General features: G+C 42.8%; 16 protein-coding genes and 2 pseudogenes. 5 read left to right on the top strand and 13 right to left on the bottom strand.

The window, feature by feature from the left end:
* Positions 1-10: 10 nt before the first annotated feature.
* The 7 genes and pseudogenes from DP114_RS03925 to DP114_RS03890 all read right to left on the bottom strand — a co-directional run bounded on the left by DP114_RS03925 (position 11) and on the right by DP114_RS03890 (position 9,171).
* Positions 11-1,199: pseudogene (locus DP114_RS03925) on the bottom strand (Rpn family recombination-promoting nuclease/putative transposase).
* On the bottom strand, positions 1,196-3,706 hold the full coding sequence (gene recG / locus DP114_RS03915; RefSeq protein ID WP_171975496.1) for an ATP-dependent DNA helicase RecG: 2,511 nt from the start codon (positions 3,704-3,706) through the stop codon (positions 1,196-1,198). Before recG ends, DP114_RS03925 begins: the two are co-directional and overlap by 4 nt.
* A 60-nt stretch (positions 3,707-3,766) precedes the next feature.
* A complete protein-coding gene (locus DP114_RS03910) occupies positions 3,767-4,759 on the bottom strand; it encodes a primosomal protein (RefSeq protein ID WP_169264884.1) in 993 nt (330 codons plus the stop codon).
* 284 nt (positions 4,760-5,043) lie between these two features.
* Positions 5,044-5,988, bottom strand: coding sequence for a translation elongation factor Ts (tsf, locus tag DP114_RS03905; RefSeq protein ID WP_169264885.1), 945 nt, complete (start codon positions 5,986-5,988; stop codon positions 5,044-5,046).
* A 324-nt stretch (positions 5,989-6,312) separates the two neighbouring features.
* Positions 6,313-7,110 (bottom strand): 30S ribosomal protein S2, encoded by a 798-nt coding sequence (gene rpsB / locus DP114_RS03900; RefSeq protein ID WP_171975495.1) that lies wholly within the window; start codon positions 7,108-7,110, stop codon positions 6,313-6,315.
* A gap of 218 nt (positions 7,111-7,328) precedes the next feature.
* The gene (locus tag DP114_RS03895) at positions 7,329-8,282 is read right to left on the bottom strand and encodes a glycosyltransferase family 2 protein (RefSeq protein ID WP_171978112.1); all 954 of its coding nucleotides are present in this window, start codon (positions 8,280-8,282) and stop codon (positions 7,329-7,331) included.
* A gap of 223 nt (positions 8,283-8,505) precedes the next feature.
* Positions 8,506-9,171: a PEP-CTERM sorting domain-containing protein gene (locus tag DP114_RS03890; RefSeq protein ID WP_211178419.1), complete on the bottom strand. Its 666-nt coding sequence runs from the start codon at positions 9,169-9,171 to the stop codon at positions 8,506-8,508.
* Between the two features lie 276 nt (positions 9,172-9,447).
* Between DP114_RS03890 and DP114_RS03885 the strand changes: the two genes are divergently transcribed.
* From DP114_RS03885 to DP114_RS36210, 5 genes are all read left to right on the top strand, one after another.
* Entirely contained in the window at positions 9,448-10,425 is a 978-nt protein-coding gene (locus tag DP114_RS03885; RefSeq protein WP_171975494.1) for a cation diffusion facilitator family transporter, read from the top strand.
* 148 nt (positions 10,426-10,573) lie between these two features.
* Positions 10,574-11,779 carry an argininosuccinate synthase gene (locus DP114_RS03880; RefSeq protein ID WP_169264888.1) on the top strand — a complete coding sequence of 402 codons (1,206 nt, stop codon included), beginning with the start codon at positions 10,574-10,576 and terminating at the stop codon, positions 11,777-11,779.
* Positions 11,780-12,005: 226 nt separating this feature from the next.
* The gene (locus tag DP114_RS03875; protein WP_171975493.1) at positions 12,006-13,643 is read left to right on the top strand and encodes a dolichyl-phosphate-mannose--protein mannosyltransferase; all 1,638 of its coding nucleotides are present in this window, start codon (positions 12,006-12,008) and stop codon (positions 13,641-13,643) included.
* A 208-nt stretch (positions 13,644-13,851) separates the two neighbouring features.
* Positions 13,852-14,181, top strand: coding sequence for a (2Fe-2S) ferredoxin domain-containing protein (locus DP114_RS03870; RefSeq protein WP_169264890.1), 330 nt, complete (start codon positions 13,852-13,854; stop codon positions 14,179-14,181).
* Positions 14,182-14,252: 71 nt separating this feature from the next.
* A complete protein-coding gene (locus tag DP114_RS36210; RefSeq protein ID WP_171975492.1) occupies positions 14,253-15,311 on the top strand; it encodes a DUF5331 domain-containing protein in 1,059 nt (352 codons plus the stop codon).
* Positions 15,312-15,338: 27 nt separating this feature from the next.
* Here the strand turns inward: DP114_RS36210 and ygfZ are convergent, their stop codons facing one another.
* The 6 genes and pseudogenes from ygfZ to DP114_RS03835 form a co-directional block, all read right to left on the bottom strand.
* On the bottom strand, positions 15,339-16,334 hold the full coding sequence (ygfZ, locus tag DP114_RS03860) for a CAF17-like 4Fe-4S cluster assembly/insertion protein YgfZ (protein ID WP_171975491.1): 996 nt from the start codon (positions 16,332-16,334) through the stop codon (positions 15,339-15,341).
* Between the two features lie 114 nt (positions 16,335-16,448).
* Complete coding sequence (locus DP114_RS03855) at positions 16,449-16,745, bottom strand: hypothetical protein (protein ID WP_171975490.1); 297 nt, start codon at positions 16,743-16,745, stop codon at positions 16,449-16,451.
* Positions 16,732-17,025, bottom strand: coding sequence for a BrnT family toxin (locus DP114_RS03850; RefSeq protein WP_171975489.1), 294 nt, complete (start codon positions 17,023-17,025; stop codon positions 16,732-16,734). Before DP114_RS03850 ends, DP114_RS03855 begins: the two co-directional genes overlap by 14 nt.
* A gap of 9 nt (positions 17,026-17,034) precedes the next feature.
* A pseudogene (locus DP114_RS03845) lies at positions 17,035-17,175 on the bottom strand (CAF17-like 4Fe-4S cluster assembly/insertion protein YgfZ); the annotation flags it as partial.
* Positions 17,176-17,245: 70 nt separating this feature from the next.
* Complete coding sequence (locus DP114_RS03840; protein ID WP_172195151.1) at positions 17,246-21,733, bottom strand: caspase, EACC1-associated type; 4,488 nt, start codon at positions 21,731-21,733, stop codon at positions 17,246-17,248.
* A gap of 6 nt (positions 21,734-21,739) precedes the next feature.
* Positions 21,740-22,117, bottom strand: a complete 378-nt coding sequence (locus tag DP114_RS03835) for a hypothetical protein (protein WP_169264894.1) — start codon at positions 22,115-22,117, stop codon at positions 21,740-21,742.
* Positions 22,118-22,375: the final 258 nt, after the last annotated feature.

Here is a 22,375-nt window from a genome sequence, read left to right as displayed (position 1 = left end):
GTGATGGTTTCTACCCCTGTTGTTTATTCAGCCAAGCAATTAAATCTTCTGCGGTGGAGAAATCCAACAACACCTCAGCTAAATCTTCTAATTGATTGAGCCTGAGTTGACGAATACGTTCTTGTAACTCAGGCTCAACTATACCAATTCGCCGGTTGAGTAGGCGCATAATGACTGCCAGTTCTCCTTCCTGTCTACCTTCCTGTCTACCTTCCTGTCTACCTTCCTGTCTACCTTCCTGCCTACCTTCCTGTCTACCTTCCTGTCTACCTTCCTGTCTACCTTCTTGCCTTCCTTCCTGTCTACCTTGTTGTCTTCCTCGTCGTATCCCTTCTTCCATCCAGCCAGTGACAATTTCCATAACAACCTCCTGTTGAACTGGTTCAAACTTCGCAATCTCTGTTTTAAAAATCTCTTCCTCTTGAGCATTTAGCTTTAGGTAAGTATCAATAAATCCAGAAATCATTTTTGTCCGTGCAGGATCAAGTCGCAAAGTAGCTAACAGCCGCAAACATTCCGACTTAACTCTAGGGCGTTCTTCTGGGGCTATGTTCATTTTAGCCATAAGCGCACTGGCTACGGGATTTTCTTGTCGCAAGAAATTTCGCCAATTTAAACGATTTAACTGTAATACTGCGTAATTAAGTTCTAAAACGACTTTGTCGGGAAATTCCACTCTATATACACTTGGTTGAGGCGTACGTGGAGAATCAAAGGAAAAAATGACAATTGGGTACACAGGAAGCGCAAATTTTTCAAACAATCGAGCAAAATAACGAAACATTCGTCGCCCAAAATCTGCTTGTGAATAAGCTTGGTTTTCTATACGGGGGTCTTACACGTAAAAAAATTGGGCAGCCTTATTACAACGAGTACGCGTCTTGCCCCACAGATCAACAGACAAAGGCTGCCCAATTTTTTAGGGGCGGCAGCTTTCGGGTAAGAAGCTTCTTACCCGAAACGTGCCTTGACAATGCGTCATGAATCAGAAAAAATGACTCTTGCTCTCTAAATCGAGCCTTAACGACTAAATCAGCTTCATACTGCTCACCTGCAGTGATATCAGTAAAAATTTCCTTGTCCAAAAATTCTAAACAATCAGATTCTAAATAAGCAATAACTTCGGGGAAAAATAGCTCTAAAAATTCCACAAAAAATGTGGTCAGCAGTTCCTTAAACAAGCGATCATGATCAATCATGTCAAAATCGCTCCACCCATTAACCGCTCATACCGATACTTCAACTCTTCCTTCATCAAATACCAACGTTCCAAAGTTGGATCTATCTCTATCACCTTCTCAGCGGCTTGTCGCGCCAAAATTAACACTTCTTCATCTTCCACCAAGCTCGCCAAAGTAAAATCTGGTATACCTGATTGACGAGTCCCCAAAACTTGCCCAGGACCACGAAAACGCATATCCATTTCCGAGATGAAAAAGCCATCCTGAGATTGTTCTAAAACCCTCAGACGTTGCTGTGCATCTGAACTTTTGGAACTACTCAGTAAAAGACAATAGGACTTAGCCGCACCTCGACCAACACGTCCCCGGAGTTGGTGCAACTGAGATAAGCCAAACCTCTCTGCATTTTCAATGAGCATAACTGTTGCATTCGGCACATCGACTCCAACCTCTACAACAGTCGTAGAAACCAAAATTTGAGTTTCGTTATCGCGGAACTTCGTAATAGCTTCGTCCTTTTCCGCTGAACTCATCCGACCATGAAGCAGCCCCACCTGAAACTCTGGAAAGATGCTTTCCTGTAACTTTTTATGCTCTTCTACTGCCGATCGCAAATCCAACTTTTCTGATTCTTCCACCAATGGCAAAACCACATAAGTTTGTCGTCCTTGGGCAATTTCCCGGCGAATAAGCTCATAAGCATGGCTACGTTGCTGATTTATGAGCACAGTCGTCTGAATCGTTTGCCTTCCTGGTGGTAATTCATCAATCTGACTCACATCCAAATCCCCGTGTATTGTCAGCGCTAAAGTTCGAGGAATCGGAGTTGCCGTCATAGTTAATACATGAGGTTGCTCGCCTTTTTGTTGCAAACGCGCCCGTTGTTCCACCCCAAAACGGTGTTGCTCATCTATCACAACTAAACCCAATCGCATAAAGTTGACAGGGTCTTGAATTAAGGCATGAGTTCCCACTAAAAGCGGCAATTCACCCGTTTCTAACTGGGCGTGAATTTGTCGTCTTTTGGCAATCTTAGTAGAACCTGTCAGTAATTCCACTGGTAAATGCAGGAGGTTAAACCAACTCACTAACTTGCGATAATGCTGTTCTGCCAAAACCTCTGTGGGAGCCATCAGTGCTGCTTGATACCCAGATTGAAGAGCAGCAAGGATAGCAATTACAGCAACAACAGTTTTACCAGAACCCACATCCCCTTGCACCAAACGATTCATCGGTGCAGGTTTTTGCAAGTCGTTGAGAATTTCGTTAATGACTCGTTGCTGTGCGTTAGTCAGTTTAAACGGCAGTATTTCGGAGAATTTTTCCAGTAATTGACCTTTTGGGGCAAGAATCGCACTGGTTTGAGTTTCCTTGGCTTTCTGTTGACGTTGGAGTAACCCAAGTTGCAGGTAGAAAAATTCATCGAAAACGAGGCGGCGACGGGCAGCTTGCAAACTATCGCTGTCTGGAGGAAAGTGGATATTATGAATTGCTTCCTTCAATTCCATCAAATTATACTTATCTCGCAGACCGCTAGGCAGTGGATCTTTGAGATGGACAGTGGCAGGTAAAGCAGCAATAACTGCTTGTCGTACCAAATCCGCCCCCACTCCCTCTGTCAGTGGATAAATAGGGACTATCCTACCAATTATTAAAGACTCAATTGTATCTCCTGCATGTCCCAAAACCTCCAATTCTGGGTCTTCCAACGTGAGACCATATTTACTTTCTTTCACCAACCCGCATGCTGCTACAATACTGCCATTCGGGTAGCGACGCTTAAAACTTTCCTGCCAAGCACGACTGCTATAGCGTGTACCAGCAAAAAATCGGCTGATTTTGAGCTGACCCGTCTGATCACGCAGCAGCACTTCTAAAATCGTCAATTTGTTGTTTTTGGGAGTTGTAAAGCAGTTACAGCGCTTTACTGTTGCGACTATTGTCACCGTCTCCCCCGCCACCAACTCTTGAATATTCACCTGACGAGCATAGTCAATATGGTCACGAGGATAATAGTAAAGTAAGTCGCGTACAGTGTATAAACCAAGACGTGCTAAATTAGCAGATTTTCTAATGCCTATTTCTGGTAAGTCACTCAGCTTTTGGTCTAGATTGGGAGCAAGGTTCCGACTGACTTCACCAACAATTGGAGATTTTGAGAGTGGGGAATATCCAGAAGAATTTTCTTTTGCTCTCCAACTCCCCTGCTGTTCTGCTTCCCTGGCTTTCCCTGCTTCCCCTTCTCCTTCAACCACTTGCTGAACTTGGTACAGATATCTACGAGTTTCTGCGACTAAGTGTTGTCTATCTTCCAGTTCCAGATTGGGATAATTAGCAAATTCAGCTGCCAATTCTTGCCAGCGACGACGTTCAATACCAGGTAAGTCTATGGGGAATTTGCCAAAAGTCAGGGTAAGAAACTCACTGAAGCGGTATTGTTTACCCAGTAAATCAGCAAAGCCTTTTTCTGCTTCTATTGCCAAAGCTTTCTGTAATCGTATCCAATCTGGTTTGTCAGTAGTCATTACTCATTAGTCAGTAGTCATTAGTCATTTGTCATTTGACTTCGGACAAAGAACAGATCATTAATCCTCAGACCAAATAGCACGCCATGCTGCTTCAGCTTGGGCAACTGAACGTTCCCGCTGTTTTTTGTGATACTCCTGTCCTCGTCTACGAAGCTGAAGTAAGACACTGTGAATCTGCTTGCGATAAGACGAGAGTGTCGGATCAGCAAACTCAATTTCCCCAAGCCGCAGATTAAGAGCCATGATTTGTGTCAAATTAGAGTCTTCTGATTGCGGTTCATTGTCAATTTCAACAACCAAGTTTAGTAGATTGGGTGGCCCTGGCATCACTTCACCAGAAGCTTCTGATGCAGCTGCTGTAGCTGCTTCTAAAATCGGTTCTGGTAATTTTTTAGGTAAAATCCCTGCTTTTTGTAAGCGAAGATTAGCCTCACGAGAAACTCTTTTGAGCTTTTCTTGTGTGAGTCTCTCTATATTCTGTTGCCATTTTACTAGTTCTACAGGGTTAGAGGTGTTTGGAAAAGACGACACGCTTTGCAGCGAGGATAAAGAGAACAAAGTTGAGGGGGTTAGGGAAGTTGGGGGAGTTGAGGAGGTTAGGGAAGTTGGGGGAGTTAGGGAAGTTGGGGGAGTTGGGGAAGTTGGTGAAGTGGTTAGGGGAGTTAGGGAAGTGGGAGAAGTGGGTAGAGTTACGGGAGTATAAGACGAGGGTTGATCTGTTTGCTTATCCTCATCAATTTCCTCGTCTTCGTTGTGTTGTTCCTCTTGTTCCGTCTTGAGAAGGGCTTGCAACTGCTGGGCTGTTTGTTGACCCAACTTACGAATAGCTTGTTGCAATTGTTGTCGCTGATTCAATGACAAACTCAAAAAAGTTTCAGGATACCCTTGGGTACACAAATGATAAGTCGCCAGAATCAACTGCCTCTGTACAGTTTGACCCAAGGCAGCGAGATAATTTATGTAGGCGCTTCGGAGTTCTTTTGCGATCGCCTGTATTGCTTCCTCTAATGCTAATATCTCTCGTTCAATTTGCTCGATTGCTTTCGCCATATCTTCTTGCTATCATGCATCTGAACCTTATTATGGTACAAATGTATTTATAATTTTTCAAAAATCACCCAAAGAACTTTGGAATTTTGGGTTTTTGGATATGAATTTTGGATTGAGACTAAGATACACACTTTAATCTATAGTAACGTTGACTCAATGTGTTGAAAACCTGATATCTCGTTGAGTTTGAATGAAAAACAGGTCAGCTAAACTTGCTTGACCTGTTAAGTTAAATAGTCTTGTGTCACCTATCTTTTGCCGATAACTAATGATAAATGACTCAATTATTTGCTGCCCATTTGTGCTGCTACTTCTTCTGCAAAGTTACTTTCTTGCTTTTCAATGCCTTCCCCGAGGATATAGCGAATGAAGCGACGAACTTGAACACTATCGCCTAGTTTTGACGCGTTTTGCTTAATCAATTCTTCTACCGTGATACTCTGATCGCGAATATAAGGTTGATCTAGCAAACTCATTTCTTGTAGACGTTTTTCAATTCGTCCTTGAACAATCTTTTCTTTGATGTTCTGTGGCTTGTTTGCCAAGTCATCCCGCCCCATTTCAATATCCTTTTCTTTTTGGGCAACCTCAGCGGGAATTTCGTCTACGTTCACGTACTCAACGTTTGGGCAAGCCGCAACTTGCATGGCTACACTCCGCGTGAGAGTTTGAAACTCGCTACGATCGCTCACTGAATCGTTTTGATTGTTTAGTTCGACTAACACACCAACCCGACCACCAGTGTGGATGTAGCTGTCTACTATCCCTTTTGTGCCTGTGGAGAGTGCATATTTGGCGAAGCGACGCAGTTGGATATTTTCACCAAGTTGACCACTCATTTGCTTGATGAAATCTTCTACGTTAACACTTTCATCTTCAATGTAAGGTTGAGCAAGCATTGCCTCAACATTTTCAGCAGTCGTTGCTTGCTTCGCCAGATTTTGAACCAGGGCTTTGAAAGCTTCGTTACGGGCAACAAAATCAGTTTGGCAGTTGACTTCTATGAGTACACCAACCTCACCTCCGGGTTGAATGTATGTATCCACCAAACCTTCTGCCGCAATACGTCCTGCGCCCTTATCGGCTTTAGCGATGCCCTTTTGTCGCAGCCACTCAATGGCTTTTTGTATGTCACCGTCAGTTTCTTTTAGTGCCTTCTTGCAGTCCATCATACCAGCACCGGTTGTCTGACGTAGCTCTTGGACGAGTTTTGCAGATATTTCCGCCATGTTGCCTTAATTCCTACTTCATTGACAGTTTTAATTATTCTCAAATAAAATCTTGAGTTCTGAATTTTAACAAAGTCCTGAGCCATGAGTTGTGAGTACTCAATCAAAAGAACTCACCCTCCGGGTGTGCGCAGAGCGCACGCCTTACGGCGAACGGCAGTTTGCTTATGCCGGGGAACCCTAGTCGAGCAACTGCCTCACAATTTAGCACTAACTTAGGATTATACCTACAGCTAGAAACTCATAAATAGAAAGTACCACTAAGTACCGAGTACTATTATTTTACTCGGCACTCGGCACTCACACTCAAAACTCAGCAGGCAATTATTCTTCTTCTTCGTCGTTGGGAATTCCCAAGCCAGAGTAATCGCCTTCACCTTCCTCGTAGTCGTAGTCTTCCTCTGCGCCGTCGTAATCTTCGTAATCTTCTGAATCCAATTGACCGTGACGACCTTCATAAATGGCGTCCGCCAATTTGCCTACAATCAACTTAATTGACCGGATGGCGTCATCATTTGCTGGGATGGGAATATCAACCACATCTGGGTCACAATTAGTATCCAGCATGGACACAATCGGAATTGACAACTTTTGGCATTCTTGGACTGCGTTATACTCCCGCCGTTGGTCTACAATCACGACCACATCGGGTACTTTGCGCATAGCTTTAATTCCACCCAGGTATTTCTGAAGCTTCGTCATTTCCCGACGTAACATTGAGGCTTCTTTTTTTGGCAGCAAATCGAGAGCGCCATTTTCTTCCCGACGTTCCAAATCTTTGAGGCGATCTACGCGGGTTTTGATAGTTGCCCAGTTAGTGAGCATTCCACCCAACCAACGCTGGTTAATGTAGTAAGAACCACAACGGGCGGCTTCTTGGGCAACGATTCCTGCTGCTTGGCGCTTGGTACCAACAAACAAGAATTTCTTGCCAGCCTCAGCTTGTGACCTCATGTACGCATAAGCTTCTTCCATCAACTGGGCAGTCTGCACCAAGTCGATGATGTGTACTCCATTACGAGCAGTGTAAATGTATGGAGACATTTTCGGGTTCCATCTGCGGGTTTGATGCCCAAAGTGAACCCCAGACTCCATCATTTGAGCCAATGAAACAACAGCCATCTTTTTTACTCCTATTCGGGTTAAACCTCCATTCAGGCGTATTTCCAAAACCAGGAAACACCCGACGTACTCCTGAATGTGCGAGATTAATTAACCATACTAAGGTAACATAGTTGTGCCAGCTATTGGAAAATTAAAAAAGTTGAGAAAATACGACATTTAAAAGAGGAAATTACTACATCTGTACAAGCACAAAGCCGATGTCCCAGAGTTTCTTTTCAAGTTGCCTTTTGCATTTGGGAATAAGCTTGATAAACACCCTTGACGTTGTACCAGTTAAGAAAAATTCGAGCAGCTTCTAAAGCTAACTGTGGTTTTCCTAAATCAATTAGCCATTGCAAAAATGGTGCCATTGTACGTTCGTTGAGGATGCCATTCAATGATAAAATTCCCCAAAGTAAGCGATGTAACCAAGTCATTTGAATCATCATTCGCACTTCCCAAGTAGGATGCTTTTGATAAAACAACACTCCCATGCGTCCACGCTGAATTTCTTTGTCAATCAAGTTGGGCACTTGTTGTAAGTTAAAGGGTGGATGCCAGTGATAGCCAACAGCATCTGGACATTTGATAAGTTTTAACCCAAGACTTTTGAGTCTAACACCCAGCTCTAAATCTTCCCAACCATAAAGTTGAAAACCAGTGTCAAAAAGTCCAGCTTTCTCTAACCAATGCTTGGGGATGGCTACATTTCCTGTGGCAAAAAAAGCTGCGGAAAAATCTGTTATTTTGTACGGTTCAGAAGTGGGGTTGTCAAAATTACAAGTATTAATGACTGCACCATAGGTAAAGAAGCGATCGCTCCCCAATTTCTCCTTTCCTTCCACCAGTGCCGATTCATGGGCTTGCAGGAAATTCTTCGTAACAACTAAATCACTATCAACAAAAATAATAGTGTCCCCTAATGCCTTTTCTACTCCCAAATTTCGGGCGGCTGCTGGTCCTGCGTGGTTTTGATGAAACGTTTTCACATGGGGAAATTCGCCTTTGTGCGCTTTCAACCACTCTAACGTGCCATCATCAGATCCATCGTCCACCAAGACAATTTCGTAACCAGTCATTGAACTTGACGCACTCAGTTGCTGCGTCTCCAAAGCCCTAAGACACTTTTCCAAAATTGGCTTACGATTGTAAGTCGGAATAACAACACTAAAAAACACAGTCTCACCCACAACAGTAAATAATTCAAAATCACCGAAGTTCAGATCGCCGGAAGCCGGCGCTCTGACTTCTCTCAAAGTTCAAAGTTCAAAATAAGAAAACGAGCGTGCTCGTCTACCTCCAGGATAGGACAATAACGACTACAGCACTGTTCCCTAAAGCGAAACCACCTCAGTCCTTCTCGGTTTTGAGGTGGTTTCAATGAATTTTATGGTGCTACAACTTGCAGCTTTTTTAGTTGAAAGTCTTTTTACGATGGTGTTTGCGCAACAAAAAACCTGCTCCAAGTACACCCAAGCCGATTAGTGCTGGAGTGGCTGTTGGTTCTGGAACCGCCCGAGGAGTCCGCAAGGAGAATTTCAGGATAGCGTTACCAATAGAAGGAACCCCTGGGGGAGCAAGTGCGTCCTCCTCAGTAAAATCTATTTTGCCTGTAGCGTTTTGGAATATGCCCGTTCCATTGGTAATAGTTATAGTACCACTACCTTTAATTGTGCCTGCGATCGGGTTAATTTCAGCGCTGTCATTCGCTAGTCCAAATAACTTATTGGCACCATCACCGTAGTATATGTCGCCAAGTGTTTTGCCTTCTATGCCAAATACGGTTGGATCTGAATTGAATCTGGTAAATGTGTTGGCTCCACGAGACTCAGATTGTCCATAAGTATTGCTAATAAATTTAGTCAATCCGTAAGGAGCATCAGCATTTTCCCCTGTGATGGTTGCCCTGAGAATGTTCTGTTCTGGTAGGAACGGGTTAATCTCGACTGATGTCTTATAGTTAGTAGTAAATTCATAGGTATTATAGGTAGCCTGTGCGCTCGCCCTTTGCACATTTAACCCGAAACCACTGAAAGCTAAAGCTACTGGTATAAACCATTTGATGTGTGAACGGAGCATAATTTACCGTATATTCTATGTTAATAGGACACTGAGTATAAACAAATAATTTGTCTTAATTCATAGTACGTAATAATTAGGAAAGTCGTAATAAATTTGTTATAAAGCAGTCGTAAAGTCATTGTGAAATTGAGTTAAACAAAAAATGTGCTATTTAATACACCACAGGAAACGTACTGCAATACAAAACGTCAGTTGTTTAATGATGCCCACGGTAAGCTAATTTGTGGATATTATTAATGCTAAAAATCTCATTTACATGGAGTTATTTGGGTCATGCTTTTAGAGCAAGATTGCAACTGTAGGTGTTTAGATAATTCGGTCAAAACAAATCAAAACAGTCGAAAAACTCAGCTTTTATCAATCACTGTTTGTTTACTTGCTGGGTTTTTTGTTGCTGAGTGGAGTGTCGGTTTGTGGAGTGGAAGTTTATCTCTACGGGCAGATGCAGAACATATTCTTTGTGACATAGTGGCTTTGGGAATATCGCTGTTTGCCAGTTGGTTAGTACAGCAACCTGCAGCTGCGAGGGCAACATTTGGACATCGCCGTATTGAAATTATGGCGGCTTTGGTAAATGGGTTAAGTTTGCTTGTGATTGCTATTTTCATTTGTTGGGAAGCAATTCACCGCTTTCAAAGTCCACAAGAAATTTCAGGCTTGCCCATGTTAGCGGTAGCCATGTTAGGTTTAATCATCAATTTGCTCAATATAACTTTGCTGCATCCCCACTCTCACGATGATCTCAATCTACGGGGTGCTGTGCTTCATATTATCGCTGATACTGCGAGTTCTGTGGGTGTGATGGTTGCTGCTATTGTGATTCACTTCTGGAATTGGTTATGGGCAGATACAGCTATTAGCTTAGTAGTTGCAGGCTTTATGATCTTAAGTGCTTTGCCACTTGTCCAAGAAAGTCTCTCAATTCTTTTGGAGTATGCACCAAAATCTATTAACCCTGCTGATGTAGAAGTTTTTCTGAAATCTTTTCCTGATGTTTTGCAGGTGGAAAAACTCTATATTTGGAGAATAAGCAGAGAACAGATCATGCTTTGTGCTCATCTGAGTGTGGATTGTGCGACGGTTGAACAACGCGATCGCCTACTTGGGCAACTACAAACTCATCTAGAGCAAACTTTTGGGATCAATCAGATAACTTTACAACTCACTCACCCCAAGTCTTTAGCAGTAATGCCAATTCATCCTTTGTTCAAGCAAGATTTAATTTCAATGCTATCCCTAGAAAAGAAATAATGACAATAAATGATTTGGATCACATCACAGATTGATCTAAATTATTGAAAATATAGACACATTATGATAATGTCATTTAGTTGAAAAATAAACGTAAATAGGTTAGATAGTAATGACTCATTGTTGAGTTTTGCTATTGGAGAGACAAATGGGTCGCGCGAAAAAAGTTGTTTTGGCTTATTCTGGTGGTGTAGATACCTCTGTGTGCATTCCTTACCTCAAGCATGAATGGGGTGTGGAAGAAGTGATCACCTTAGCAGCAGATTTAGGACAGGGGGATGAATTAGAACCTGTCAGAGAAAAAGCCCTGAAATCGGGTGCCAGTGAATCGCTGGTGGTGGATGTTAAAGAAGACTTTGTGAAAGACTACGCTTTTCGCGCAATTCAAGCAAACGCTCTTTATGAAAATCGCTATCCTTTAAGTACTGCCCTTGCTCGTCCGTTGATTACCAAAGCATTAGTCGAAGCGGCAGAAAAATATGGTGCTGATGCGATCGCCCACGGATGCACTGGTAAGGGAAATGACCAAGTACGTTTTGATGTCTCAGCTGCCGCGCTTAACCCCAATCTCAAAATTCTTGCCCCAGCGCGAGAATGGGGAATGAGTCGCGAGGAAACTATCGCCTACGGGGAACGGTATGGCATTCCCTCGCCAGTGAAGAAAAAGTCTCCCTACAGCATTGATCGTAACTTGCTCGGTCGGAGTATTGAAGCAGGTCCTCTGGAAGACCCGAATGTGGAACCACCAGAAGAAATTTATTTGATGACGAAGGCGATCGCCGACACTCCCGACAAACCAGAGTATGTTGAAATTGGATTTTCCAGAGGAGTTCCTACCACTCTGAATGGCGAATTCATCAACCCAGTTGATTTGATTCAACAACTCAACCAGGTAGTTGGGAATCACGGTGTTGGACGCATCGACATGGTAGAAAACCGCTTGGTAGGTATCAAATCGCGGGAAATTTATGAAACTCCCGCTTTGCTCGTGTTAATTCAGGCACACCGTGATTTAGAAAGCCTGACTTTGACAGCAGATATTAGCCACTATAAGCGTGGAATTGAGGAGACTTACAGCCAATTAATTTACAACGGTCTGTGGTACAGTCCCTTAAAAGGTGCACTCGATGCCTTTATTCAAAAGACACAAGAGCAAGTGTCTGGAACTGTGCGGGTGAAACTATTCAAAGGCAACGCTACCATAGTTGGGCGTATTTCAGAAAATTCCCTCTACACCCCTGACTTGGCAACCTACGGTGCTGAAGATACATTTGACCATAAGGCAGCAGAAGGTTTTATTTACGTTTGGGGATTACCAACACGCATTTGGTCACAGCAGCAAAACGCTAAATAAATTAGGCTTTGTAGGGGCTGTATGCCCATTAAACCTGTAAAAATCTGGGCGAGAGTTGAACTCTCGCCCAGATTTTTCTAGATTTGACCGAACCCCCAAAGTGGAGTGCAAGTTGCGTGCAAGTCAGGAGTTGATTTATCTGTGTTAACCTGTGTTCATCTGTGGTTCCAAATATTGGAATATCACTTTTGCAAAAGGTTGACTATTGACTAAGAACTAGTGACCAATGAATAAAAAGTGGTTTCGGATTGGCATCGTGGGTGTATTCTTGCTGTCACTCGCCTTGCGATTTTGGGGATTGGGAAGATTTAACACCTTTGTCTTTGACGAAGTTTATTACGCTAAATTTGGTAATAATTACCTTACCCATACACCATTTTTTGATGGTCATCCACCACTAGGTAAGTATATGATTGCACTGGGGATTTGGATTGGTAGCCATATTCCCTTCTGGCAAGATGAGGTGAATGGGTTTACTGGTTCAGTCATGTCACCCGTGACTTACCGTTGGATGAATGCCTTTTCTGGTTCATTTATCCCTATAATAGTCGCTGCCATTGCCTATCAGATAAGTTATCGTCGTGGTTTTGCTTTAGTTGCTGGTTTGTTCACAGCTTGCGACGGCATATTTCTTGTAGAATCTCGCTATGCTCTGATCAACCAGTATATTGTGATCTTTGGATTGCTGGGACAGTGGTTTTTTTTATTGGCATTAGCAAAACAAAGACAACAACGCAGTTTTTGGTTAATACTTTCTGGCATAGCTTTTGGTGCATCAGCCGCTACCAAATGGAATGGTTTGTGGTTTTTGCTAGGGACTTACCTCATCTGGATATTAGCTTGGGGAATTCGTTGGTGGCAATCTTCTAGCTTTCTTGACAACGATACTAACCCTCAAATCCAAAAGGCATTTGTTTCTCATCCTCCCGACATAATCAGTGGAAGAAAACGTAATAAAAGATTTTCTTCTTTATCTTCCTTCGCTTCCTTAAGTGAGTATAACTCTGGCTTATCTGGAAAAAAAAGATATAGAATTTTTCCTGGCAATATTAGCTTGCAATCTTCCAATAATAATGGGCAGGTCAATCTAACCCCATTGCAGAAATTAACTCAACTTAATTTAATTCACATTGTTATTTATTTCGGTTTACTCCCTTTAATAGTTTACAGTTTGATTTGGATACCTCATTTACTCTTAAATACAAAATTTGGATTTCTAGAACTACACCAGCAAATTTTGCTGTTTCATGAACGTCTTGGTGGTAATACTCCTAAGGTCCATCCTTACTGTGCTGCTTGGTATAAATGGCCCTTGATCACTCGACCAATGGCGTATTTTTACCAAACAGCACAAAACCTTAAGGAACCACCACCTGTTATGGGACCTCCTTTGCCTGCAGGTGCTGGGAAAATTATTTATGATGTCCATGCAATGGGCAATCCGTTTTTGTGGTGGTTTGGCGTTGCGGCGCTTTTATTTTTAGTTGGAATGTTGGTGTGGCGATTCCTCATTCCTTTGGTCAGGCAAAAACGCTTTTCTCCTCCAAGGAAACTGAGTGTTGATACTTGGATTGCCTTATACATAGTGACCAATTATATTGCTAATTTACTGCCTTGGGTGGGAGTAAATCGTTGCGTTTTTATCTACCATTACATGACGGCTGTAGTGTTCGCATTTTTAGCGATCGCTTGGCTTGTTGATCAGTGCTTACGTAGTTATCATATTCCACTCCGCGCTGTTGGTATCACCATTACCTTTATTATTGTGAGTGCTTTTGTTTTTTGGATGCCTATTTATTTAGGTTTACCTCTTTCAAATTTTGAATATAGACCAATGCGGATGTGGTTTAATTCTTGGATTTAGAATTATAGGAATCCTATATGAGTTCTGAGAATTATCGTCTTGGCGGTTCGTTAAATTAGGTATTCTTCTGGCGGTAAGAGAGTAAGATCACTCCCCAAAAAGTGGACGCGATAGTGCGGAATTCAACCCGCGATCGCTAGTGTTGACCACATCTTCTTGATGCCTACTTGTATCAACATTAAAGTGAAAGGGTATAAGGAGGTAACAAATGGAAAATATATCTTACTCATCTGACTCTTCAGTAGCGTCACCTGTTTTTCCTAAGTGTGTACGTGTTTGCCAAAATCGCACTTGTCGCAAGCAAGGTGCAGCCAAGGTGTTAGCGGCTTTTGAAGCATCACCAACTCCTGAAGTGACTGTCACTGGTAGTACCTGTTTGGGACAATGCGGTAATGGACCAATGGTGTTAGTGCTACCTGAGATGGTTTGGTACAGTGGTGTTCACCCAAGTGAAGTACCTCTACTGGTAGAACAGCACTTACGCAGTGGTCAAAGAGTGACAAAGATGCTCTATCATCGGTTTCATCCGCAGGGATAATGTTGATTTTTAACAATTTATAGCGATTATAGAGATCTGTACTTTTTTTGACCGAACCAGGACATCTCATTATGAATATTCAGCAGCTACGCCAGTCTTTGAAACTTAAGTGGGTAAGTTACTACTACAAGAATCGTTCGTGGCTGGAAAAAATGCGAGTTTGGGGAACTTACGATGCTCAACGTCGCCCTTCCTCTGGTTTTATTTTGGCAGCTTTGTCTGCTTTAGAACCACAGCTTGAAGAAGTTTTACCCTTGATTTGCGAACTCAACAACGATCCTGATCAGATTGTTGTTGCTTTGGGTCTTAACTTTAATCCTGAGGAGGAATTACACCTTATAGAATCGGCTGATTCTGTAAGTGAAAGCGAGGTTAACTGTGAGTCTGTTCTCCAGAAGTTGCCTGAGTATGAGCTTGTGAGTCCCAGTGTAGTTGCCACAGCAAAAGAAGACAACAGCAAATTTGTACCATCTGTTGCAGTGAGTACCGCAGTTCCTTTTCAAACACTCAATGAGTGTAAATATTTGACTTTTGCTGGAATTGCTAATGAGGAGAAAAGTCAAAGTTATACCAACTTGCAATCTAAGGTAGCACCTGTGATTGCAAGCAGAACGAAGTCGCGGGAAGCAATCTCTCTCGACGAGGCACTACAACAGAGCGCAAAGTGGTATCAACCAGTACAATCTGTTGAAGTTGCTAGCACTCAGAAGGAAAGCAACTCTACGGCTTTGATGACAGTTGCTAGCACTCAGGTGGAAAGCAAAAGCCAGTTTATACCTTTGGTTGCATTTTCAAAAACCGAAATTGAAAGCAAAAGTCAATCCGTGCCATCTGTTAGCCGTGCTACACGCAAAAAAAGTAAAAGCAAACCCAAATCATTGCCTGCTGTTGCTTCTGATGGGCCAAGTAAAAGCAAACCTGTATCATCGACTGCTGTCATTCCAAGGAAAGTGGAAAGCAAAGCTGTTTCATCTCTTCCCCTCGCTAACAAGGTGGAAAGCAAAAGTAGGCTTGTGACAACTCCACACAAAAATCCTGGTCATCAAGTTAACCCACCACCTGCTAAGATTACTCGTTTGGCTAATTGGATAGATGACTCTTGCCAAGGTATCGGATGGGATAGAGAATAAACACGTTTTGTTCCATGAAATGACTCATCAAAACTGCGGGTAGTCGTGAGAAACGAACGGGATTTCTACGACTTCGCCCTCAACTTCTCCTACATGGACTTTCAAACCTGCACCACCAGCCTTGGTGCGGATGTAGCCAAGCCCAAAGTGACTATCAAGGGTTTTGGTGTAACTCGTCAGTTTGCCAAGTTTTTCATCCCCAATGGTGATCACACTTCCTGGTTCAGCATAACCACTTAATTTAATTCCATAAAGGTGCTGTTTAACACCTTTGTATGTGTTGAGTCGGGCGATGGTTTCTTGTCCGATATAACATCCTTTATTAAAAGAAATAGTCTGCCATAAACCCGCTTCCAAGGGGTTGTATTCCTCGGTGAGTTCTTGCTCTGGGGCGGGACGTCCTTGTAATATTCGTAACTTATCCCAAGTCGAATCGCTGATTGGAACTGCCCCAGCTTCCAGAATTTTGCTCCAAACTTCTTGTTTACTAGAAGCAGGCAAAATCAGAGTATAGCCAGGGGAAGCCAAACCACTACCAACGCCTATCAAACTTCCACTAACTGAAGGGATGGAAATGTGATTACCATAAGCTTCACCGATAATTGCTGCAGCCCCCAGCTTTTCTACAACAGCATCACTTTGTGGTCCAATAAGGCTAATGGTGGCAGTTTCGTCAGTCACATCCGTGAGTTGTACCTTGTCAGCAAAGAAGATGTAGCGATCTAGCCATTGCATGAGAAACTCGCGACGGTTTGGCGAAACCAGCAACAACACGGCATCTTCCAGGATGTATGCTGTTGCCAAGTCAAGAGTCCGGGCGGTAGAATTCACAAAAACCGTATCACAGCCTTGTCCTGGCTTGAGGCTTTGGATGTCGTTTGTGCTTTGGTTGTGCAAAAAGCGGAGGCGATCGCCATCAGAAACTTTGATCCGTCCCCAAAAAGAGCGATCAATACACAAAACTCCCTCTTGTGCTGCTTGGATTGCTGCTGCGTCGTTGGTGTCAATGGCAGATGTAGACATAGTTATATCTTCACAGTTTGCCGCTAAGTTGTGAGCATTGAAAATCTTAGCAAATATGGGTTTGCGGGTTCAATCCATTTGTGGGTTGGGGTAGAGAAGTTGCTGGATATTAACCTAACGAGTTGTTTGGGCTTGAATTTCTTGAATAATTTTTAAAACTTCTTCTTCTGATTGTATGTGCCGTGCTAGAACTTGAGCAGTTGATTCAAGCAACCGTTCAGAAAATAATTTTGCTAAATCTTGCCGTAAACCTTGTCCGATATAAAACTTCATTAAAGCTTCAGGTGACATATCTTTACTATTAGCTACTTTTTTTAGCGATTCCAACGTGTCTGTTGGTATTCTTATCGATACTGTTTCTGCTGCACGCGATCGCAAATGTAGTTCTAGTTCTTCTTCAGGTTTGTTCATATAACTTTCTTTCAGCGCGAGTTGCTGGACGAGCAGAAATGATGCGTGTTCGCCTTCCACGTTCTACGTAGACTACTAATAATAAACGTTGAGCAAGAGAATACCCTATGATGAAATCACGTTGCTCATGATTAGCGGTTGCATCACCCGTTTGGTAAAAAGGGTCAAAGAAAACCTCAGCAGCTTCTTCAAATGTAACACTATGTTTTTCGATGTTGCTTCGAGCTTTGTTTTCGTCCCATTCAAACTCTATGCCTTGCAGTCGATAAACAGTATCCATTTATAAATGACTTTGGTTGTGCAAGAAGCGGAGGCGATCGCCATCAGAAACTTTGATCCGTCCCCAAAAAGAGCGATCAATACACAAAACTCCCTCTTGTACCGCTTGGATAGCTGCTGCGTCGTTGGTGTCAATGGCAGATGTAGACATAGTTATATCTTCACAGTTTGCCGCAATGGTTGTGAGCATTGAAAATCTTAGCAAATAAGGGTTTGCAGGTTCAATGGCTATGCTCTTGAATTGCTTGCTGAATCTGTTGAATTAGAGGTTCTAGTTGCTGTCGCTGTTCCTTTTCTGGACGAGTGATAGGCACCAGGGCAAGTCCTTGTTGCAGGTACTCTCTAGCTGAATCAAATCTACCAGCTTTAACTTCTAATTCGGCTAAACTAACACAGGCAGGAAGATTAATTTTTTGTTGCACAGAGTTCTGAAAACACTTATGGGCTTCGTAGCTGTTTTCCATAGTATCCCGTTGGAAACAGCCAAATTCATACCATAAATGACCATTTTTCTCTCTGTCAAACTCAATTGCTTTTAGAAAGTGATTGATGGCTAGAGGGTAAAACTTTTGTCCTTTCACTTGATAGCACTGAGCCATGTACAAGTGAGCAAGGGGATGTTTAGGGTTTTCAGCCAGAATCGGCTTGAGATAGTTAATGGCTTTGTACCATTCTGATGGCTGACGCAGGACTAGGAGACGGGCATAGCTTAAAGATGCAAATTGAATAGCTTTCTGCATATGATTACCATGCTTTATCATGTGCCTCTTTGCTGAATCGATAACTCTTCGATAAATAGCTTCCGCTGTATCTAAGTCACCATAATCTCGAAAAAAGTTAGCAGCATAGACATAATTTTGCCACTTAGATACGTGCAGTCGAGACTGTCTAAAGAAATCAGCCAATTGATAGCAAGTTTCATAATCCAAATAATCTCGGAAGTAGCCAAAAATAAGAAAGATGATACTTATAGTGTCTGGATACTGCTGCAAGGCAAGATTGATAGCTTCTTGAATGAGACTTGGCTGGGCATGGTGATAAAGGACAGGCAGAAATGCAGACCATAGACTTTCCTCTACTATTTTTTGCTGACTTAACCACTGCCACTGTTGATTAATGATAGGTTCAACGTCTATGATTTCCTTTCCTGCCTTTCCAACAAAACTTAGGTATTGGGTGCGAACATCACCAGCTTGTGGATGTAGTTGCAGCCAAGTGGCAGTTTCAAGAATCGCCTGTTGCTGCTGTTCGGGTTTGCCACACTGCCCAATCAGCCCCAGGTATTGGGTGCGAACATTGGAATCCTCAGGATGCAGTTGCAGCCAAGTGGCGGTGTCAGCGATCGCCTGTTGCTTTTGTTCGGGTTTGCCACACTGCCCAATCAGCGCTAGGTATTTAGTGCGAACATTGGAATCCTCTGGATGTACTTGCAGCCAAGTGGCGGTGTCAGCGATCGCCTGTTGCTGTTGTTCGGGTTTGCCACACTGCCCAATCAGCCCCAGGTAGTGTCTGCGAACATAGGAATCCTCTGGATATTGTTGTAGCCAAGTGGCAGTGTCAGCGATCGCCTGTTGTTTGTCTTGTGCTGTTCCATATCTCTCAATCAACCCCAGATATTTGGTGCGAACATCCCAATCATCTGGATGCTGTTGTAGCCAAGTGGTAGTTTGAGCGATCGCCTGTTGTTTGTCTTGTGCTGTTCCATATCTCTCAATCAACCCCAGATATTTGGTGCGAACATCCCAATCATCTGGATGCTGTTGTAGCCAAGTGGTAGTTTGAGCGATCGCCTGTTGTTTGTCTTGTGCTGTTCCATATCTCTCAATCAACCCCAGATATTTGGTGCGAACATCCCAATCATCTGGATGCTGTTGTAGCCAAGTGGTAGTTTGAGCGATCGCCTGTTGTTTGTCTTGTGCTGTTCCATATCTCTCAATCAACCCCAGATATTTGGTGCGAACATCCCAATCATCTGGATGCTGTTGTAGCCAAGTGGTAGTTTGAGCGATCGCCTGTTGTTTGTCTTGTGCTGTTCCATATCTCTCAATCAACCCCAGATATTTGGTGCGAACATCCCAATCATCTGGATGCTGTTGTAGCCAAGTGGTAGTTTGAGCGATCGCCTGTTGTTTGTCTTGTGCTGTTCCATATCTCTCAATCAACCCCAGATATTTGGTGCGAACATCCCAATCATCTGGATGCTGTTGTAGCCAAGTGGTAATTTGAGCGATCGCCTGTTGTTTGTCTTGTGCTGTTCCATATCTCTCAATCAACTCCAGATATTTGGTGCGAACATGCCAATCATCTGGATGCTGTTGTAGCCAAGTGGTAGTTTGAGCGATCGCTTCTTGTTTGTGTTGTGCTGTTCCACATTTGTCAATCAGCGCTAGGTATTTGACGCGAACATCCCTATCATCTGGATGCAGTTGCAGCCAAGTGGCAGTGTTGGTGATCGCCTTTTGTTTGTCTTGTGCTGTTCCACATTTTTCAATCAACTTTAGATATTTGTTACGAACATCCCTATCATCTGGATGCTGTTTTAGCCAAGTAGCGGTGTCAGCGATCGCCTCTTTCTTCTGTTCTTCATTTCCAAACTTTTCTATCACTGACAGCCAATATACCCACTCACTGAAACTTTGTGGAGTAGTTGATATAGTCTGTTCTAGACAGCAATCGCGCTCAGCAAGTAAACCCACTGCTTCAAATATCTTTGCAAAAAGCGATAAATGAAAAACCCTACTCCCTTGCTGTAAAGATTGGATCTGGTCTGGGTAGTCCTTCAAAATCTGATGGACAAGACTTGCTTGATCATTAACAGCCAATAATCTTAGCCCATGACAAGCCCAGCGTTTGTGGGTTTTATTCGTTGTGTCTATAGCCTGAATTGCAGCTCTTAAATATTCTTTTAAGCAGGTGGAAGAATAAGGTTGATTTTCACCTTTGTTGCGTCGGTTTCTCTCAGTCATTGCTGTTTTAGCAATCAATTCGTGAATCGTTGCTAGTCCTTCAAATCCACCTTTAGATACCAGGTTGACCAATCCCTTTAATTCTGCGTCTATGGCAAATTCAACAACATTCTGAACTGCTTTTTTAGAATATTCTGGCAAACACAAGGGCAAGATTTCGGGGGGTGCGGTGATGCCGTATTGATAGAAGCTGCAAATGACTCCGAAAACTTCATATACTGGATAGCGTTCCTCGCTGGGCAAGCGTTTTATGACATCGGCAATGATTAAGTCAAAGGGTTTACCTTCAGATAGCTGCAACATTAATACCAGCATGGAAGCATCATTCATGAGTTCTTCCCGCTCTTTCTTTGTCTTGCTGTCTAATGTGCGTTTAACTGTTTCGTCTTCGCATACTTTAGCTATAATTCGCTTTTTTTCTTCTTGGTTTGGTAGTTTGACATCCCAAGTTTTAATTTCATATCCCAAACCATCTAAGTTTTCATGCTTATCTTCGTTGAAGCGAGTAGTTCCTATCAGCGTAAAGGGAAAATGTGATTTATCTTCGTCTAGTTCACACTGGCGAAATAAGTCATCGGCTATTACATAAAAGTGTTTCTTGCCAATCTTCTCTGAAAACTCCTCTAATTGTTCCCGCCAGTCTGGGTCTTCGGACTGAGTTTTCTCTAAAATCAGATGCCCTTGAAGAAATAATTGATAAACTAACCAGCGCATTATCGCCGTTTTGCCAGCACCTGGTTCACCCCGAATGAGCATTAGGGAAATGCCAGGAAATTGTGCCATTTTTTTAGCAAGATTTAGCGCCTCATCTTGCCCATCTCGTTCAATATAGTTTCCGTGGATTATTAATGACCAAGTTGCTACCCGTAGTTTGAGAATTTGTGCTTCTGGGGTTTTATTTTCATTGTCAAAGAATTTCTGATCCAACACCTTAAAACCGGAAGGAACATACTGTCGCGTCTCTCTCCACGGATCTTTGATGGCGTGTGGATTTTTAGCAATGATAATTTGTCCTTCTTTACCCAATTCCCATTGCTGTGGTGTCTGCTCTGGCTTTTCTTTTCCTATACGTTGATAGACATATTGATATAAATCAACACTGGAAATGAAACCATCTCCATCTATGTCAGCTTCTCCGGTTTTTAGTCCCTGTACCAAGGCGCGGGTGAAGTAAGAAAGCCGCAAGCCTTCTTCATCAGCTTCTTTTTCCTCATAAGATCGCTGCGCTGCTCTAGAAGAAGTCAATACCACTCTCCCGCGCCCTTGAAGAAATTTATCTTCTATAGCAGTACTTTGAGATCCCTTTACTCCTGGCTGTGCAAATGATCCACTGTGGCAGCAGTCTAGCAGTAATACTTGCCCTGATGCCTTTTTTTCTTTGATACTACGGCTCATGATCCCAATAATAAATTGAGATGAAACCGCAGTGGATGCCAAGCGGTTACGTTTGGTGTTGCGAGTTACTAAATAGAGGTTATCATCATCGTCCCTAAACCCATGACCAGAAAAATAGAGGAGCAGTAAATCGCTCTTTTGTTCGTCACCAAAGAAGTCGTCAATTTCTTGTTCTACTTCATGGCGAGATTTGTTTAGTAAAACTTCAACCTCGAAATTACCAATAGCTGGATCTGCTAAAACTTCTGCCAAAGCTTTAGCGTCTTGAGGTGGCGCATACAGTGCTTGCCAGTGAGTGTCTTCAAATTCGTTATTAGCAATGATTAGGGCACGGCGTTTCCCAGTCATTAGCAATTATGGTTTTGTGTGACTGCTAATCCAAGCATCGATTATGCGACGTTGTTCTTTAGAGGAAATGCCCGTCATTTGTAACTTGTCGCCATTTTTCTCCTCTATGGTTACACTTGTGTCACGGGTTAGCCAGGTTTCTATCGTCTTGATTAAAGTTGTAACTACACCGCCTGCTGCAAAAAGCGTCACAATGAGTGTCGTTGTTATGGGTTCACCCTTTGCACCTTTTGATACTTTTTCCTCACTGAGGAAATCGACGGATTCTACATCTAGTTCTAAAAGTCTTTTTCGTAATTGCCGAGTTAATTGCTCCAGTTCTTCGTTATCAGCTTCTGTCCCAGCATCAATATTGAGTTTTAGTTGTATTTTTTCTTCTGTCATGCCATTAATCCAGAAATGACTCGTTGAATATGTGTGTTTAATGCAAAGCCTGATAAGCTATCGCCAAGTTTGTGCAAAATGTCAACCAGTAAAATAACTATATATAAATTATACATAAACTTTTTTGGGATGACCATTTGAGTGCGATCGCGCGCAGCGCAGACGCCTAAAAGCGTATCGCTCTACTTCCCCTCATAATCCGTGCAAGGGGCTTTATTCGGGTAGCTCACATCTTGCACCAAGAATTTTTGATGTGTT

The sequence above is a fragment of the Brasilonema sennae CENA114 genome (genome assembly GCF_006968745.1).
In the GTDB taxonomy this organism is placed as follows: domain Bacteria; phylum Cyanobacteriota; class Cyanobacteriia; order Cyanobacteriales; family Nostocaceae; genus Brasilonema; species Brasilonema sennae.
The sequence above is the reverse complement of the archived record's forward strand: the minus strand, read 5'-3'. Positions and strand labels throughout refer to the sequence as shown.